Source organism: Gaetbulibacter aquiaggeris (genome assembly GCF_044003965.1).
Lineage (GTDB): Bacteria > Bacteroidota > Bacteroidia > Flavobacteriales > Flavobacteriaceae > Yeosuana > Yeosuana aquiaggeris.
The window spans coordinates 602,082-619,436 of sequence record NZ_JBAWKC010000001.1; the positions used below are offsets into that span (position 1 = coordinate 602,082).

Below are 17,355 nucleotides of genomic sequence, written 5' to 3' on the forward strand. Positions count from 1 at the left end.
AATGAATGTTAAAACCTTCTTCTTAACCTCATTTTTATTATTCAATATCAATTTTATCATTTCTCAAAACACCTATGATATTATTTTTCCTGGAAAAGAGACTGATCAAAAGTGCCAAGAGTGTTTAAAAGCATTTAGTCAAAAACCTAAAGAAGTTAAGTTTTCAATTATAAGAGAAAACGAGAACCTTTATTTTGAGGTAAATGATAAAAACTGGTTCAATTTGCTATTTAATAATGCCGGTGATGGACTTGCTATAGAGATCGTTTTAAAAAGCAGATATGCCTGTGAATTAGAATCTGTTGCAAAAACGCAATTAAGAGGCTTTTTATTGAAACCCGTCTATTCTAAAGAATTAAAACAGGGTTTAAGTTCTAATGCAGAAAACAGATATCGCTCTTATGTTGGTAAAGTTCCAAAAGGATTTCTTAATGATGAATTAGAATACAACATCATGTTTTTAGGCAATAAAAACTTATGCCGTTATTATGTTATTTATGATCTGGAGTCCTACTCTTGGGATTTGCTTGATATGGGGATGTATTTAGATAATTTGACCTATGATGACAAACAAATTAAATCATCAGCCGATGAAAATTATATTATAAGAAATAAAACTTTAAAGTTTAAAATTCCTTTTGAAAGGAATAAATCTAATTATTCACAGGCAGACATCAAGCCTATTTATGATTCTTTAAGATTAACAGATTATAATATAAAGGGTATAAACATTAAAGTTTATTCATCAATTGAAGGGGTAGCGAGCCGAAATGTAGAATTGCAAGAACTTCGCGCTAAAAGTATTGTAGCGGCTTTGCAATCTTTTCAAAAACCAACCATTAAAACGGTGGTGTCATCATCAGAAAACTGGGTTGATTTTCTTAATGATATCAAGTCTACTAAATACAGAACGCTTTTAATATTAAATAAAAAGCAAATTAAAGAAAGAATTGCTGGAGAGCTTTCAAGAGAGATGGAGCCCATTTTTAAGAACCACAGAAAAGCCATTGTTGAATTAGAATTAGAAAAGAAAGATAAATATAAAGTTGAATCTGTTATTGGGTTATTAAATAAATTTAGCGATGCGATAAATACAGAATCCGTAAAAGAAGCTAATGAACTTCAAAACTCCATTTTTGAAAGAATCAGAATGAAAGAGGCTTCGCCAGACGTTTTGCAACAAATGTCCATTCCAAAAAAGGTAAAGTTTGCCAATTTACTTAGTAAGAATTCTGCTTATAAATATATGTTGGATTTTAGACAAGGATTAATTGTTTATGATGAATTACTAGAGCTGGAAAAAATGATTCCCAACGATGAGGGGATTAAATATAATTTAATGGCTATTAAACTAAAATTATGGCGTTATAATGCTATAAATGTTGATGAAACTTCCTTAAATAAGCAAATAAATGCTTTAAAAAATTATGGTATTGAAAGCGATCTCATCTCAAGAATGCTGACTAATTTACATATTATAAAAGCTGAAAAGTTAATGCAAAAAAGAGATTATACCAACAAAGATATAGCGGTTGAATACGTAAATAATAACTATAAAAATTTCACTTTATCAAATTATGATTATTTGAGTTTGGCACAGTTTTTTAGCTTTTACTCTAATAATAAATTGGCTGTTAATTTGTTAGAAAACAAGGTGAGAACTTTAGATATTGATGAGGATTTACTGTTTTATTATTTAAACTTAACCTTAATAGATAAGCAGCTTACACAGGATTTTAATTATAGAATAGTAATGCTAAATGCTTCTAATATGAATAAAGAACGGTTTTGCAAATTGTTTAATTCCGTAGAAAACGGAGGGATCACATTTCAGTTATTAGAAGATGATTATTTAAGAAAAACCTATTGTGAGAGTTGTAATAACTAAAAGGAATAAACCATTTTAGGAGTGATACAATAATCTAACCTTACATCATTTTCAGAATGATTTATAAGTTCCGTTTCGGCTTCAAAAAAACTCAAGCCTATTTTGATGGTTTTTTGTTTGCATTCTGACAAAAAACGGTCGTAAAATCCTTTGCCATATCCTACCCGATTTCCTTGTTTGTCAAAGGCTAAAAGCGGGACAAAAACAACCTCCAGTTTTTTAGGAGCAATTTCAATACCGTCTATTGGTTCAGGAATATTATAACTGTTTTTTTTAATAATGGTATTATCAGTCAATAAAAAATGAGTCATCAACCCAGTAGAAAAACTACTTTTAGAAATGATAATGTTTTTGTCTTTTCCTGACAAAATATTTAAAATATAATCTGTATTTATTTCCTTTTTTTCTTCAATGCTCAAAAAAATATGAAAAAAAGTAAAGTGCCAAATGTCAAGTTTTAATAATTGATTGGCTATGGAAAGGCTTAAATCATCAACTTGATGTGTGGACAGGTCATCACGAAGTATTTTATATTTTTTTCGTAGTTCTGACTTGGTCATCATTGCAGTTTTTAGCTTTTAAGTTTGGAAGTAATATGAAATAAAGCGTCTCCTTGATAGACTAAAGAGGCTTCATTAAGGTTTATAATATAGCCTTCAATAGTAGATTTAACGGTATGGTGTACTTTTCCGTAGGGATCAGTAATTTGCCCTAGAATATCATCAATATAAACCTTTGAGTTAATAGCCATTTTTGCCTTGAACATGCCTGAACGCTTGGCTCTAATCCATTTACTTTCTTCAACAAATACCGTTGGTTCTTTAGGAGGGCTTATTTTTTTCTTAGGATTCAGCATGTCAAAATGATTTAGAATGCGCTTAACCCCTTCAATGCCAATTTTTGAAATAGTGTCGTCTACAAAAAAAGACTTTCCACCTTCGTATAATAAAATAGGTTTACCTAATTGATAACAGGCGTTTCTAAATGATTTACCTATATTGTTTGAATACAGTGCAAAAGGCGCTCCAAAAACAGAGGCTAAGGTTTCCAGTTCGGAGTCATTTTTAACAATCCTCAATTGTGCTGCATTAAATCTACTGGCACCTCCCGTATGAAAATCAATAATCAAATCAACATCTGGGATAATTTCAGTCATTAATCTATTAGCTACCCTACTGGCTAATGAACCATTTGCAGAACCTGGAAAAACCCTGTTAAGGTCGCGTCCATCTGGGAAACTTCTGGAGCTATTTAAAAAACCAAACACGTTTAATATGGGCATACAAATAATAGTACCACGTTTTGGAATATTTATTTTTTTTGAAATGAGCTGGCGTACAATATCTACTCCATTAATTTCATCACCATGAATTCCGGCGGTAAACAAAACAGTAGGTCCCGGTTTTTTTGCACGCTCTATAATTACTGGAACCTCAATAATGGTCGCGGTATGCAGTTTTGCAATATTAAAGTTGATTTCTTTTGATGTTCCTAATGGAATATCATGACCTAAAATTGAAATAATACGTTTGTAATTGCTAGCCATAAAATAATTTAAACGTTACGTTCAATATAACGAATAATAATATTGGCAATATCTTTTTTGGTCGCAAATTCAATGCCTTCAAGACCAGGAGAAGAATTGACCTCTAAAATTAAAGGACCGCGGGCAGATTGCAGCATGTCTACCCCACAAATACCTAATCCCAGTGCTTTAGCAGATTTTAAAGCCGCATTTTCTTCCTCATCCGTTAATTGAATAATAGTCGCACTCCCACCTCTATGAAGATTAGATCTAAACTCACCTTCTTTCCCTTGTCTTTTCATGGCTCCTACTACATTGCCATCAACGACAAAAGCTCTAATATCGGCACCTTTAGATTCTTTAATAAACTCTTGCACTATAACTCTTGCTTGTAACCCATTAAAAGCTTCTAATACAGATTCTGCTGCATTATTTGTTTCTGCTAATACAACGCCTAATCCTTGAGTGCCTTCCAATAGTTTTATCACTAAGGGTGCGCCACCAACATAGTTTATCACTTCAGCCACATCTTTAGTGTAATTTGAAAACACGGTTTTTGGCATGCCTAAACCAGCACGAGACAAGACCTGTAAACTTCTTAATTTATCTCTTGATCTTACTAACGCTTGAGATTCAACCGTTGAAAAGACTTTCATCATTTCAAATTGCCTTACTACGGCGGTTCCGTAAAAAGTTACTGAGGCACCAATTCTTGGAATAATGGCATCAATATTTTCTAAATATTTACCTTTGTAAATAACGGCGGGATTTTTCTTTTCAATAATAATCTCACACATTAAAGGATCAATAATCTGTACACTATGTTTGCGTTTTGTAGCGGCTTCAACAAGTCTTTTAGTGGAATATAATTTAGGGTTTCTAGATAAAATTACAATATTCATTGGCTGATTTTCAGTTCTTTATTTTCAAAAGATAAGTTTTTTAAATTAACATCTACAATAAACTTTTTATTTAAAAAGCGTCTTCCTATTAGGATAGGATATTTCATATCATCCCTGGTACTTAAAGTCAAATTAATACTATACCTTTTGTTAAATAATACAATAGTAGTTTTAACCTTATAACGTTGTTGTACTATGCCATTGCTGCTTTTCACCTTAGCAATATCATAAGTTTTAAAAATAATTTCTTTGCCGTTATAATGAGGGTGGTCTTTGTCATAAAAATTACACTTTAGCACATCATCTTCAATAATCACTTTATGGCAATGAATAGAAGAGGTATAGGCACCTGTATCAATTTTTATATCAATATCAAATAAACCAAGCAAGGGAAAATCTGCTTTGTCTATTCTTCCTATTAATTTTTTTGGCATTGTTTAGTTTAAAATAGTCTTGCAAGGTAAAAAAAAACAATGTTAAATAATACTCAAATGATTGTTAACCTTGAAATGTTTTTGGATATATGCTATCTTTGGTTATATGAGTAAACCTGCTTTAGAAATTCAACTACAAACTTTACCTCACAAGCCTGGAGTTTATCAATATTTTGATGCTGACGGCATTATTATTTATGTTGGAAAAGCAAAGGATTTAAAAAAAAGGGTGAGCTCCTATTTTACAAAAACACATGACAATGGAAAAACAAGAGTTTTAGTAAAAAAAATTGTTAATATAAAACATATTGTCGTTGATACAGAGACCGATGCCCTGCTTTTAGAAAATAATCTTATAAAAAAATATCAGCCGCGTTATAATGTGTTGTTAAAAGATGATAAATCCTATCCTTGGATTTGTATTAAAAACGAGCGTTTTCCTAGGGTGTTTTCAACAAGGCGCGTCATTAAAGATGGTAGTGAGTATTTTGGACCGTATACCAGTATGAAAACAGTATCAACCTTGCTAGACTTAATTAAAGGGCTTTATCATTTGCGAAATTGTAATTATGATTTATCAAAGGAAAAGATTGAAAACGGGAAATACGCGGTATGCTTAGAGTATCATTTGGGCAATTGCAAAGGTGCATGTGAAGGGTACGAAACAGAGGCCGCGTACAATGAAAATATTAAAGCCATCAAAGAAATTTTAAAAGGAAATTTTAAAGATTCTTTATCCCAATTTAAAATTCAAATGAAACAATGTGCTCAAAATATGCACTTCGAGGACGCACAAAAAATTAAGGAAAAAATTGAGGTTCTAGAAAACTACCAGTCAAAATCAACCATAGTAAATCCAAAGATTAGTAATGTGGATGTGTTTACAATTATGAGTGATGAGAGTTTTGGGTATGTTAATTTTTTACAATTATCTTACGGCTCAATTATTCGTTCTCATACGCTTGAAATAAAAAAGAAACTGGATGAAACCGACCAAGAATTACTGGAACTGGCCATCACAGAGATTAGGCAACGATTCAATTCCAATTCAAAAGAAATTTATGTACCATTTGAAGTTGACTTAGGAGATGAATTGAAGGTGACCATTCCTAAATTGGGAGACAAAAAGCATATTTTAGAATTATCGCTTCGAAATGCTAAATATTACAGAATGGAGCGTTTTAAACAAATTAAAATCACAGATCCCGATAGACATGTGAATAGAATTATGGCACAAATGAAAACGGACTTACGGCTTTCAGTGGAGCCCAGACATATTGAGTGTTTTGATAATTCAAATATTCAGGGGACGAATCCTGTAGCGGCTTGTGTCGTTTTTAAAAATGGAAAACCAAGTAAAAAGGATTATAGGCATTTCAATATAAAAACGGTAGAAGGGCCTAATGATTTTGCCTCCATGGAAGAAGTAGTTTACAGACGTTATAAACGGTTGCTTGAAGAAGATCAACCTTTGCCACAATTAATTATTATAGATGGGGGAAAAGGGCAATTGTCTTCTGCCTTAAAAATTTTGGATTCCTTACAGTTAAGAGGAAAAATAGCTATTATTGGAATTGCTAAACGTTTAGAAGAATTATTCTATCCAAATGATCCAATTCCCTTATATTTAGATAAGAAAAGCGAAACATTAAAAATTATACAACAGTTAAGAAATGAAGCACATCGTTTTGGTATAGAACATCACCGGAACAGACGCAGTAAAAATGCTTTAAATACAGAATTAGAAACCATACCAGGAATAGGTGAAAAAACAGTGATTGAGCTGTTAAAACAATTTAAATCAGCAAGCCGTGTTGCAAAAGCTAAGTTAGATGAATTAGAATCTGTTGTTGGTGTTTCAAGAGCAGAAAAAATATATAGCTATTACCATAAACAATGAAATATTATTTAATAATTATATTGCTATTTATAAGTGTTCATGGCATATCACAAAACGCTGAACAGGATGACCTTAAAGTCGGATTGGTGTTAAGTGGTGGTGGTGCTAAAGGATTAGCTCATATTGGTGTTCTAAAGGTCATTGATAGTTTAGGTATTCGGGTAGATTATGTTGCTGGAACAAGTATGGGTGCCATTATTGGGTCCTTATATGCCGCAGGATACTCCGGTAAAGAACTTGATTCCATTTTTAGAGTTTTAGATTTTAGTATTTTAATAAATGATGAATTGCCTAGAGCTTCTAAAGCGTTTTATGAACGAAACAATTCAGAACGATACGCGGTGACGCTGCCATTTGATCATTTTAAAATTAAACTACCATCTGCTTTGTCAAGGGGCCAAAATGTTTATGGGTTAATTTCAAAATTAACAATACACGTTAATGAGGCTGAAGATTTCAGCAAGTTACCTATCCCGTTCTTTTGTATAGCTACTGATGCTGAAACTGGCAGAGAAGTGATTCTTGATAAAGGCATATTAGCCCAAGCAGTTATGGCCAGTGGCGCATTGCCCTCTTTGTTTCAACCGGTTATGATCAATGATCAGATGCTAATAGATGGTGGCGTTGTTAACAATTATCCAATTGATGAGCTCAAGAAAAAAGGGGTTGATGTTATCATAGGGGTTGATGTTCAAGGTAGTTTAGCAACTAGAGAAGAGTTAACTTCTGCGCCTGATATTTTAGTTCAAATCAATAATTTCAGAACCGTTCATGATATGACTGCTAAGGTTGAAAAAACCGATATTTATATCAAACCAGATATAAAAGACTTTAGTGTGATTTCTTTTGATGATGGAAGCACTATAATAAAAAATGGCGTTGATGCAGCAATCTCTCAGAGTGAGGCCATAAAAAAGGTGGTTAGACAGCAAAAGCAAAAACCAAAATTGGAAATTAAGAAAACAATTCAAGATACTATTAGATTAAACACCATTATAACAAAAGGTAATGAAAGATATTCAAGAGCATATGTCTTGGGGAAATTAAGACTTAAAGGAAATGAAATAGTCAGTTACAAAAATTTTAATAAAGGTGTCAATAACCTTATTGCGACAAACAATTTTGATTATTTTCAGTATGAATTTAAAAAAACATTGGGTAAAGAGGGCTATGATCTAGTTACGGAATTAACTGAAACTAAAATCAATACTTATTTGAAATTAGGGGTGCATTATGACAAATTATACAAAAGTGCAGCCCTCATAAATCTTACCAAAAAAAAGTTTCTCTTTAAAAATGATGTCGTTTCTCTGGATTTAATTTTTGGAGATAATGTGAGGTATAATTTTGATTATTTTATTGATAAGGGATTTTATTGGAGTATTGGAGTAAAATCAAGATACAATGAATTTAATAAGAGTGTCAATGCACAATTATTATTAAGTGACCAAGAACTTACAGTCACCGGAATAAATAAGGCGGATGTAGAATTACAGGATCAAACCAATCAATTTTATTTACAAACGCTATTTAGGAGGGACTTTGCCTCAAGTATTGGTTTAGAACATAAACGATTAAGAATAACTTCAGAAACCTTCAGCTTAAACCCTTCAAACGAGCCTTTTGTTTTTGAACAAACAGACTATTTGAGCGTTTTTGGAAATATAAAACTTGACACCTATGACAATAAATATTTTCCAAAAAGAGGGGTGTATTTTAATGGGTATATTCATAATTACTTTTATGCGTCACAGTTTAATAACGATTTTGAAAATTTTTCTATAGCAAAGGCAGATATTGGTTATGCCTTTAGTGTTTCAGATAAATTGTCATTGAACTTACAAACTAGTGGTGGGTTTAAATTAGGAGATAATTCCACGAATACTTTGGACTTTGCTTTAGGTGGATACGGGAATAATCTAATTAATAATTTCATTCCTTTTTTAGGATATGACTTTATCTCTCTTATCGGAAATAGTTATGTCAAGGCTTATGCGAGTGCAGATTTTGAAATTTTCAAACATCAACACATTACCTTGGAAGGAAATTGGGCAAACATTGAGAATGATATTTTTAGAACCGGAGAATGGTTTACCCTTCCAGACTATAGGGGCTATGCTTTAGGGTATGCCATTGAAACTTTTTTAGGACCCATTCAGGCGAAATATAGTTATTCACCAGAACAAAGCGATGGTGTTTGGTTTGTTAACGTTGGTTTTTGGTTTTAGAGGTTTTTGAAATTAATCAATATCAGTAGAATTAGGCTGAAAACCCATAATATTTTACTTTTGTCATTTTAAAAAATTATAATTCTATTAATGAAAGTATCAAAAAAAATAAATAGTTTTAGAAGGCAGGTAATGAATTCTTTAACTAAAAACATAGGGAATTCTTATCCGGCAGCACACTTAAATTCGGGAGTCATTCCAGAAATAAACAGAATTTTAATTTCAAGACCAAACCATAGACTAGGCAATCAATTGCTTACAACGCCGCTTGTTCAGGAAATCATTGATACATTTCCAAATTGCAAAATAGATTTATTCGTTAAAGGAGGCGTTGCAAATGCCGTTTTTGAGAATTATGAGAATATTGATAGGGTTATTCAGCTTCCCAAGAAACCATTTAGCCATTTAATAAAATATATATTTAAATGGTTTGCATTGAAAAAAAGAAGTTATGATTTGGTGATTAATGGAGATAAGGATTCTTCATCTGGAAAACTGGCTACGCAACTGGCAAAGGGAAAATTCAAATTGTTTGGAGATATAAATGAGGCCATTCAAAATGAGTATGATGATTATGAACACATATCAAAATACCCTATTTATAATTTAAGGGAATATTTATCTTTAATCGGATTTCCAAAAAACAACAAACCGGTACCAACTTTAAATATTAAATTAAGTGAACAGGAGCTTGCTCAAGGAAAAACAGTTTTAAAGGAATTAGTTCATAATGAAAAACCAACTATTTGTATTTATACCAATGCTACGGGTGATAAATGCTATGATGAGTTATGGTGGACCCAACTATACAAACGTTTGCTAGAGGAGTTCCCGGAATATAATGTTATAGAATTATTGCCTATTGAAAATATATCAAGGATTAATTTTGTGGCCCCAAATTTATACAGCAAAGATGTGCGAGAAATGTGTGCTTTATTAGCAAATACGGCTGTTTTTATTACTGCAGATAATGGAGTGATGCATTTGGCGAGCGCTGCTCAAATTCCAGTGGTCGGGTTTTTCAAAATAACCAATCTTGAGAAGTATGGACCATACGGAAATAAGAGCTTAGCATATAACACTAATGAATCAAATCTTAAGGATTGGTTAAAAGGCATTCATAACATTCTTGGTTAGCAAAATTTTACGATATTTGTAAGTGTATGAAACTTTTTTGGCAAAATTTATTACAATTTCTACAATTTCTTATCAAGAGAAATCCTGAATGAGAAGGCTTTAAATTTATTTATCTTTTTAAAGTTTGAGAATTTTTTTGAGCTTTAATTATTAATCTTAAAATTTAAAAGAATGCCATTTTATCATAAATTAGGAAACATTCCGCCCAAGAGGCACACACAATTCAGAAAACCAGATGGCAGTTTGTATTATGAACAACTATTTGGAACCATTGGTTTTGATGGGATGTCTACAAATAGCTATCATGAACAACGCCCAACTCAGGTAAAAGAAATTAAACGGCAATACAGCGTAGCTCCTAAAATAGCGAAATCAAATCACATACAATCGTATAGATTTGTTGGGTTTCAGGTTAAACCAGAAAATGATTATTTAGAGAGTAGGAAGGCCGTTTTAGTCAATAGTGATTGCGCTATTATTTTGGCAGCACCAAAACACTCTACAAGAGATTATTTTTATAAAAATACAGATGCTGATGAATTGATTTTTATTCATAAAGGAACGGGTAAGCTCCGTACTATGTTGGGAAATCTTGATTTTAAATATGGTGATTACCTGTTAATTCCAAGAGGTATTATTTATAAAATAGATTTTGATACTGAAGATAACCGATTGTTTATTGTGGAATCCAGAAGGCCCATTTATACGCCTAAACGATACAGAAACTGGTTTGGACAGCTTTTAGAACATGCTCCTTTTTGTGAGCGTGATATACGTCAGCCTTATGAATTGGAAACCTATAATGAAAGCGGAGACTTCTTGATCAAAGTAAAAAAGCAAAACGATATTTTTGATATGGTTTATGCCTCGCATCCATTTGATGTGGTGGGGTATGATGGGTTTAATTATCCGTATGCCTTTTCTATTCATGATTTTGAACCTATTACAGGACGTATTCATCAACCACCACCGGTGCATCAAACTTTTGAGACAGATGCATTTGTGGTATGTAGCTTTGTGCCTAGGTTGTATGATTATCATCCTCAAGCCATACCGGCACCATATAATCATAGTAATATAGATAGTGATGAGGTGTTGTATTATGTTGATGGGGATTTTATGAGTAGAAATGATATAGCAGCGGGTCATATTTCGTTGCACCCGGCAGGAATACCTCACGGACCGCATCCAGGGGCTACAGAAAGAAGTATCGGACAAACCAAAACGGAAGAACTAGCTGTCATGGTTGACACCTTTAAACCTTTACAGGTAACTGAAGAAGCAATGAAAATAGCCGATGAAAAATACCATAAATCTTGGTTGGAGTAACATTCACTTATTAAAAGATCAATCAAAATTAAACAAATGAGTAAGCAAGTAAAATCAGTAAATTACGGTTTAGAAAAAATATTTGAAGGGGCTCAGGATTTTCTGCCGCTTTTAGGAACAGATTATGTGGAGTTTTATGTTGGAAACGCAAAACAATCAGCCCACTATTACAAAACAGCATTTGGTTTTCAATCATATGCCTACAAAGGTTTAGAAACGGGCTCTAAAGATGCCGTGAGTTATGTTTTAAAACAAGATAAAATCCGGCTGGTATTAACCACGCCATTAAATAGTAAATCACCCATTAATGAACATATTGTAAAGCATGGTGATGGCGTAAAAGTAATTGCTCTTTGGGTAGAAGATGCCAGAAAAGCTTACGAAGAAACCACTAAGCGTGGCGCAAAATCATATATGGAACCTGTGGTTGAGAAGGATGAAGATGGCGAAGTGGTAAGAGCCGGTATTTATACTTATGGAGAAACAGTTCACATATTTGTTGAGCGTAAAAATTATAAAGGAGCGTTTTTACCAGGCTTTAGAAAGTGGGAGTCAGATTATAATCCAACACCAGTAGGTTTGAAATATATTGACCATATGGTTGGTAATGTAGGATGGGGTCAAATGAATACCTGGGTAAAATGGTATGAAGATGTGATGGGATTTGAGAATTTCTTGTCTTTTGATGATAAACAAATTCATACGGAATACTCTGCATTAATGAGTAAAGTGATGAGTAATGGTAACGGACGTATTAAGTTCCCAATTAATGAGCCTGCAAAAGGAAAAAAGCGTTCACAAATTGAAGAATATTTAGATTTTTACGAAGGTTCAGGAGTGCAACATATTGCCGTGGCTACAGACGATATTATTTCTACAGTATCTCAATTAAAGGCTAGAGGGGTGGAATTTTTACCACCACCACCACAAGCTTATTATGACGATATTCCCAGAAGGCTTGGAGAACATAAAAGTATGATGAAGGAAGATATGAAAGAGCTTCAAAAACTATCAATTATGGTAGATGCTGACGAAGAAGGGTATTTGTTACAAATCTTTACCAAACCGGTTGAAGATAGACCCACTTTGTTTTTTGAAATTATTCAACGCATGGGAGCCAGAGGATTTGGAGCCGGTAACTTTAAGGCCCTTTTTGAATCAATAGAAAGAGAACAAGCTAACAGAGGAACACTTTAACCATGATTTAATAGTAATAGTTAAAAACTTCATCATTATATTTTGATGGAGTTTTTTTGTTTTAATACTTTTGGAACAGTAATTGCAAATTCTAAGATATTAACAATAAAACAAATACCTTTGAGTTAGTTTATAATTACCCAAAAAACATGATAAAGAAACTACTTGTTTTTATTGCAATATTAGCCATGCAGTTTTCTGTTGGCCAATCCGATTCAGCTTTTGGGGATGGTGAATGGTTTAAATTCAAAATGAGCTATAGTGGATTCTTAAAGGCCGGAAATGCAACCCTTACCGTAAAAGAAACTAAGCTAGATAAAAAAGAGGTGTACCATGTAGTTGGTAAAGGATGGACTTCAGGTATGATAAAATGGTTTTTTAAAGTACAGGACAGGTATGAAAGCTATTTTGATACAAATACGCTGGTTCCTTATAAATTCATCAGAAAAATTGATGAAGGCGGTCATACAAAAGATTTAGAAATTGATTTTGATCAAACTAATAATAAGGTTTATGTTAATGATAAAAAGCATAATGAAAAAAAGGTCTTTGATACGTCTCAAAATATCCAGGACATGGTTTCAACCTATTATTATTTGCGCAATACTTTAAAAATAGACGGCCTGAAAATAGGTGATGAGGTAAAAGTGGACATGTTTTTTGATGAAGAAACTTATGGTTTTAAATTAAAATATCTTGGTGAAGAAATTATAAACACCGAATTTGGAAATATTGAAGCTTTAGTATTCAGGCCTTATGTTATGGCTGGACGTGTTTTTAAAGAAGAAGAAAGTTTAACCCTTTGGGTTTCAAAAGATAAAAATAAATTACCTTTACGCATTAAAGCAGATTTAGCGGTTGGCTCATTAAGAGCTGATCTTGAGGCTTTTAAAGGTTTAAAGCATCCGTTTAGAATTGTTGTTGAAAATAAAAAAAATTGAAAAAAGAAACAACCAAAGAACTTGAAGAAAAATTCCAAAAAATAGGACAGGATCTAGAGGTTCATTTAGAGGGTTTATTATACAGTAAACCTATAAATTATTGGGACTATATTCATACAGATACCTTATTAAACCTTCAATTACCACGCACCTCATTTCCTGATGAGATGGTTTTTATAATGTATCATCAAATCAATGAATTATTATTTAAAATGATTCTTGGGGAGATTGAACAAGTGGCAAAAACGGAAAATGTTGAGGCTTCCTTTTTTTCCTCAAAATTAATGCGGATAAGTCGTTATTTTGATATGTTAACATCCTCGTTTAGTATCATGAAAGATGGTATGGATGTAGATCAATACAATAAATTCAGAACAGCTTTAACCCCTGCCAGCGGATTTCAAAGCGCACAATACAGAAAAATTGAATTTTCTTCAACTGAGCTTATTAATTTAATCGACAAAAGATTTAGAGATACTATAGATAGAAACTCCTCTTACGAGAATGCGTTTGAACATTTATATTGGCAAGCAGCTGGTAAGGATTATAAAACTGGAAAAAAAAATTACACATTAACAGTTTTTGAAGAAAAATACAAAGAGGAATTTATTAGATTTACGCAATTTTATAACACACACAATTTGTGGACAAAATTTAAAGCGTTACCACAAGCTGAAAAAGAGAATAAAGCATTAATTAAAGCCATGCGCCATTATGATTATACAGTAAACATAAAATGGGTTATGGCTCATTACAAGACCGCAAATCATTATTTAAACATAGGTGGTAAAACCACTGAAGCAACAGGAGGAAGTGAATGGGTAAAATATATGCATCCAAAATATCAAAGAAGAATATTTTTTCCAGATTTATGGACCAAACAAGAATTACAAAATTGGGGTACAGAAGTTTAATATTTTTAATAATAGCAATTGGGTTATTTGCTTGTAAAGAAAAGGTTGATAACAATCTGGAAGTCCAGGCATATGAAGAAGCTGTAGTGGTAGAGCCCGATATTTATGAGTTTGGATTTAATTTGAATGATTACGTTGTTAAGAGAGATACCATAAGACGCGGTGATAGTTTTGGGACCATTTTAGAACGAAATAAAATTGGCTACCCTAGAATTTTTCATATAGCAGAAAAAGCAAAAGACACTTTTGATATTAGAAAACTTCAGGTTGGCAAACCATATACGTTGTTGTGTTCTAAGGATTCCTTAGAAATGCCAAAATGTTTTATTTATCAGCCTAATGTTGAAGAATATGTTGTGGTGAGCTTTCAGGATTCCATACATGCCTATACCAGTAGGAAACCAATTAAATATGTTGAAAAAACAGTCTCAGGGGTCATAAAGACGAATATTTCAGAAGCCATGGAAGAAGAAGGCTTAAGCCTTAGATTGGCTTATAAGATGGCTGATGAAATTTTTGCCTGGACTATAGATTTCAGACGTCTTCAAAAAGGAGATAGATTTAAAGTTATTTATACAGATAAGTTTATAGATGACACCATTTATGCTGGCGTTCAAAATGTGAAGGCAGCCTATATGGAATTTAATAAAGAACCGTTTTATGCCTTTAAATTTGAAACGGATTCCGTTAAAAAACTGACTGATTATTTTAGTGAGGACGCAAAAAATTTACGTCGGGCATTTTTAAAAATGCCGGTACAGTTTAGTAGAATATCTTCAAGATATAATTTAAAAAGACGCATAGCCTATTATGGGAATAAAATTAAACCTCATAAGGGGACAGATTTTGCGGCACCAGTTGGAACGCCTATTATGGCCACTGCTAATGGAACGGTAACCAATTCAGGCTATACTGGTGGAAATGGAAATTATGTTAAAATAAGGCACAATGCTACTTATGAAACCCAGTATCTGCATATGCAAAGGCGCAATGTAAGAGTGGGGCAGTTTGTTAAACAAGGAAGTGTTATAGGTTGGGTTGGCATGACCGGGAATACTGGTGGCCCACATGTGTGCTATCGCTTTTGGAAAAACGGAAAACAGGTAGATCCCTTTAGAGAAAAACTACCTGAGGCAGAACCCATTTCAGAGGCATTAAAAACCAAATATTTTAGTTTTATTCAACCAATAAAAGCACAATTAGATAGTATACCTTTTCATAATGAAAAACAAGAAAATCTAATTGAAGATAATTTAATTTCACAAGTAAAAGAATGACATTTCCAAGCATAAATCCAACAACAACAAAATCGTGGGAACACCTTGCACAGCATTATAAATCAGTTCATAATATAAAAATGAAAGATTTATTTGCTCAAGATAAAAACAGAGCAGATAAATTCACCATTAAATGGGAGGACTTTTATGTTGATTTTTCGAAAAATAGGATTACTGAAGAAACATTAAATTATTTACTTCAATTAGCTGAAGAAGTAAAGTTAAAAGAAGCTATTGAATGCCAATTTTCAGGTGATATTATTAATCAGACTGAGGGAAGAGCTGTATTACATACTGCTTTAAGAGCCCCTGAATCTGCAAAATGCATGGTTGACGGTGTTAATGTGATGCCTGAAGTTTACGCTGTTAAAAGTAAAATTCACGCCTTTACAAATAAAGTAGTAAATGGGGAGTTAAAAGGTTTTACAGGAAAAGGGTTTACAGATATTGTTAATATAGGAATTGGTGGATCAGATTTAGGACCTGCCATGGTAGTGGAAGCCTTACAATTTTATAAGAATCATTTAACCACTCATTTTGTTAGTAACGTAGATGGTGACCATGTAAATGAGGTCATTAAAAAATTAAATCCAGAAACCACCCTTTTTGTAATCGTTTCAAAAACCTTTACTACACAGGAAACCTTGTCAAATGCCAATACCATTAAAGAATGGTTTTTAAAATCGGGAAATGAAGACGCCATTGCAAAACATTTTGTGGCTGTTTCAACCAATATTGATAGTGTAAAATCTTTTGGCATTGATGAAAACAATATCTTTCCCATGTGGGATTGGGTTGGAGGCCGTTTTTCTCTTTGGAGCGCCGTTGGTTTATCAATTAGCTTAGCTGTTGGGTATAATAACTTTGATAGTTTACTACAAGGAGCCCATAAAATGGATACTCATTTTAAAAATGAAGATTTCAAAAACAATATTCCTGTAATTCTGGCCCTTATAAGTGTATGGTATAATAACTTTTTTAATGCGGAAAGTGAAGCGGTTATTCCCTATTCTCAATACCTAAACCAGTTTGCAACGTATTTGCAACAAGGAATCATGGAAAGCAATGGGAAAAGTGTCGATAGAAATGGAAACCCTGTTGATTATCAAACAGGTACTTTAATTTGGGGAGAACCAGGAACCAATTCACAACATGCCTTTTTTCAATTGATTCATCAAGGAACTAAATTAATACCAGCAGATTTCATTGGTTTTGTTAAATCTTTACATGGAAATCAAGACCATCAGGACAAGTTAATCTCTAATTTCTTAGCGCAAACAGAGGCTCTTTTAAATGGTAAAACAAAAGAAGAAGTTGTTGCTGAAGGTGCTACGGAAAAACTGGTTCCTTTTAAAGTTTTCGCAGGAAATAAGCCAACCAATACTATTTTTATTAACAAACTAACTCCTGAAAGTTTAGGGAAGCTAATTGCAATGTATGAACATAAGATATTTGTTCAAGGGGTTATCTGGAATATTTTCAGTTATGATCAGTTTGGTGTTGAATTAGGGAAACAATTAGCAAGCAAAATTTTAAAAGAGGTTTACACTGCCGGAATTGACAATCATGACTCGTCTACGTCTAATCTTTTAGAATACTACAAAAAATTAACATAAACTTTATTCAATATTTATAATTAATCTTTTTTCCTAAAAAGGTTGCTTTAAGATAGATTAGAATTAA

Annotated in this window: 14 protein-coding genes; 10 read left to right on the top strand and 4 right to left on the bottom strand. The window is 32.7% G+C overall.

The window, feature by feature from the left end; all coding sequences use genetic code 11:
* The first annotated feature begins 1 nt into the window (after position 1).
* Positions 2-1,888, top strand: a complete 1,887-nt coding sequence (locus tag V8G56_RS02415; protein WP_395436869.1) for a hypothetical protein — start codon at positions 2-4, stop codon at positions 1,886-1,888.
* Here V8G56_RS02415 and V8G56_RS02420 read toward each other — a convergent pair.
* Genes V8G56_RS02420 through V8G56_RS02435 form a run of 4 tightly spaced genes read right to left on the bottom strand, consistent with a single transcriptional unit; the run spans position 1,885 to position 4,749 of the window.
* Complete coding sequence (locus tag V8G56_RS02420) at positions 1,885-2,448, bottom strand: 5-formyltetrahydrofolate cyclo-ligase (RefSeq protein ID WP_395437597.1); 564 nt, start codon at positions 2,446-2,448, stop codon at positions 1,885-1,887. The genes V8G56_RS02415 and V8G56_RS02420 overlap by 4 nt on opposite strands.
* 11 nt (positions 2,449-2,459) lie before the next feature.
* Positions 2,460-3,434 (bottom strand): succinylglutamate desuccinylase/aspartoacylase family protein, encoded by a 975-nt coding sequence (locus V8G56_RS02425; RefSeq protein ID WP_395436870.1) that lies wholly within the window; start codon positions 3,432-3,434, stop codon positions 2,460-2,462.
* Between the two features lie 8 nt (positions 3,435-3,442).
* Positions 3,443-4,315, bottom strand: coding sequence for a 30S ribosomal protein S6--L-glutamate ligase (gene rimK / locus V8G56_RS02430; protein WP_395436871.1), 873 nt, complete (start codon positions 4,313-4,315; stop codon positions 3,443-3,445).
* Complete coding sequence (locus V8G56_RS02435; protein WP_395436872.1) at positions 4,312-4,749, bottom strand: ATP-dependent zinc protease family protein; 438 nt, start codon at positions 4,747-4,749, stop codon at positions 4,312-4,314. Before V8G56_RS02435 ends, rimK begins: the two co-directional genes overlap by 4 nt.
* A gap of 106 nt (positions 4,750-4,855) precedes the next feature.
* Here V8G56_RS02435 and uvrC point away from each other — a divergent pair, with 106 nt between their 5' ends.
* From uvrC to pgi, 9 genes are all read left to right on the top strand, one after another.
* Positions 4,856-6,649 carry an excinuclease ABC subunit UvrC gene (gene uvrC, locus V8G56_RS02440; RefSeq protein WP_395436873.1) on the top strand — a complete coding sequence of 598 codons (1,794 nt, stop codon included), beginning with the start codon at positions 4,856-4,858 and terminating at the stop codon, positions 6,647-6,649.
* The gene (locus tag V8G56_RS02445) at positions 6,646-8,877 is read left to right on the top strand and encodes a patatin-like phospholipase family protein (RefSeq protein ID WP_395436874.1); all 2,232 of its coding nucleotides are present in this window, start codon (positions 6,646-6,648) and stop codon (positions 8,875-8,877) included. The genes uvrC and V8G56_RS02445 overlap by 4 nt, the downstream gene beginning before the upstream one ends.
* A 90-nt stretch (positions 8,878-8,967) precedes the next feature.
* On the top strand, positions 8,968-10,014 hold the full coding sequence (locus V8G56_RS02450; protein ID WP_395436875.1) for a glycosyltransferase family 9 protein: 1,047 nt from the start codon (positions 8,968-8,970) through the stop codon (positions 10,012-10,014).
* A gap of 171 nt (positions 10,015-10,185) precedes the next feature.
* A complete protein-coding gene (locus V8G56_RS02455) occupies positions 10,186-11,343 on the top strand; it encodes a homogentisate 1,2-dioxygenase (RefSeq protein WP_395436876.1) in 1,158 nt (385 codons plus the stop codon).
* A 36-nt stretch (positions 11,344-11,379) separates the two neighbouring features.
* Positions 11,380-12,540, top strand: coding sequence for a 4-hydroxyphenylpyruvate dioxygenase (gene hppD, locus V8G56_RS02460; protein ID WP_395436877.1), 1,161 nt, complete (start codon positions 11,380-11,382; stop codon positions 12,538-12,540).
* Positions 12,541-12,689: 149 nt separating this feature from the next.
* The gene (locus tag V8G56_RS02465; RefSeq protein WP_395436878.1) at positions 12,690-13,481 is read left to right on the top strand and encodes a DUF3108 domain-containing protein; all 792 of its coding nucleotides are present in this window, start codon (positions 12,690-12,692) and stop codon (positions 13,479-13,481) included.
* Positions 13,478-14,395 carry a tryptophan 2,3-dioxygenase family protein gene (locus tag V8G56_RS02470; RefSeq protein ID WP_395436879.1) on the top strand — a complete coding sequence of 306 codons (918 nt, stop codon included), beginning with the start codon at positions 13,478-13,480 and terminating at the stop codon, positions 14,393-14,395. The genes V8G56_RS02465 and V8G56_RS02470 overlap by 4 nt, the downstream gene beginning before the upstream one ends.
* Positions 14,353-15,672: a peptidoglycan DD-metalloendopeptidase family protein gene (locus V8G56_RS02475; RefSeq protein WP_395436880.1), complete on the top strand. Its 1,320-nt coding sequence runs from the start codon at positions 14,353-14,355 to the stop codon at positions 15,670-15,672. Before V8G56_RS02470 ends, V8G56_RS02475 begins: the two co-directional genes overlap by 43 nt.
* Positions 15,669-17,288, top strand: a complete 1,620-nt coding sequence (gene pgi / locus V8G56_RS02480) for a glucose-6-phosphate isomerase (RefSeq protein WP_395436881.1) — start codon at positions 15,669-15,671, stop codon at positions 17,286-17,288. Before V8G56_RS02475 ends, pgi begins: the two co-directional genes overlap by 4 nt.
* Positions 17,289-17,355 lie beyond the last annotated feature (67 nt).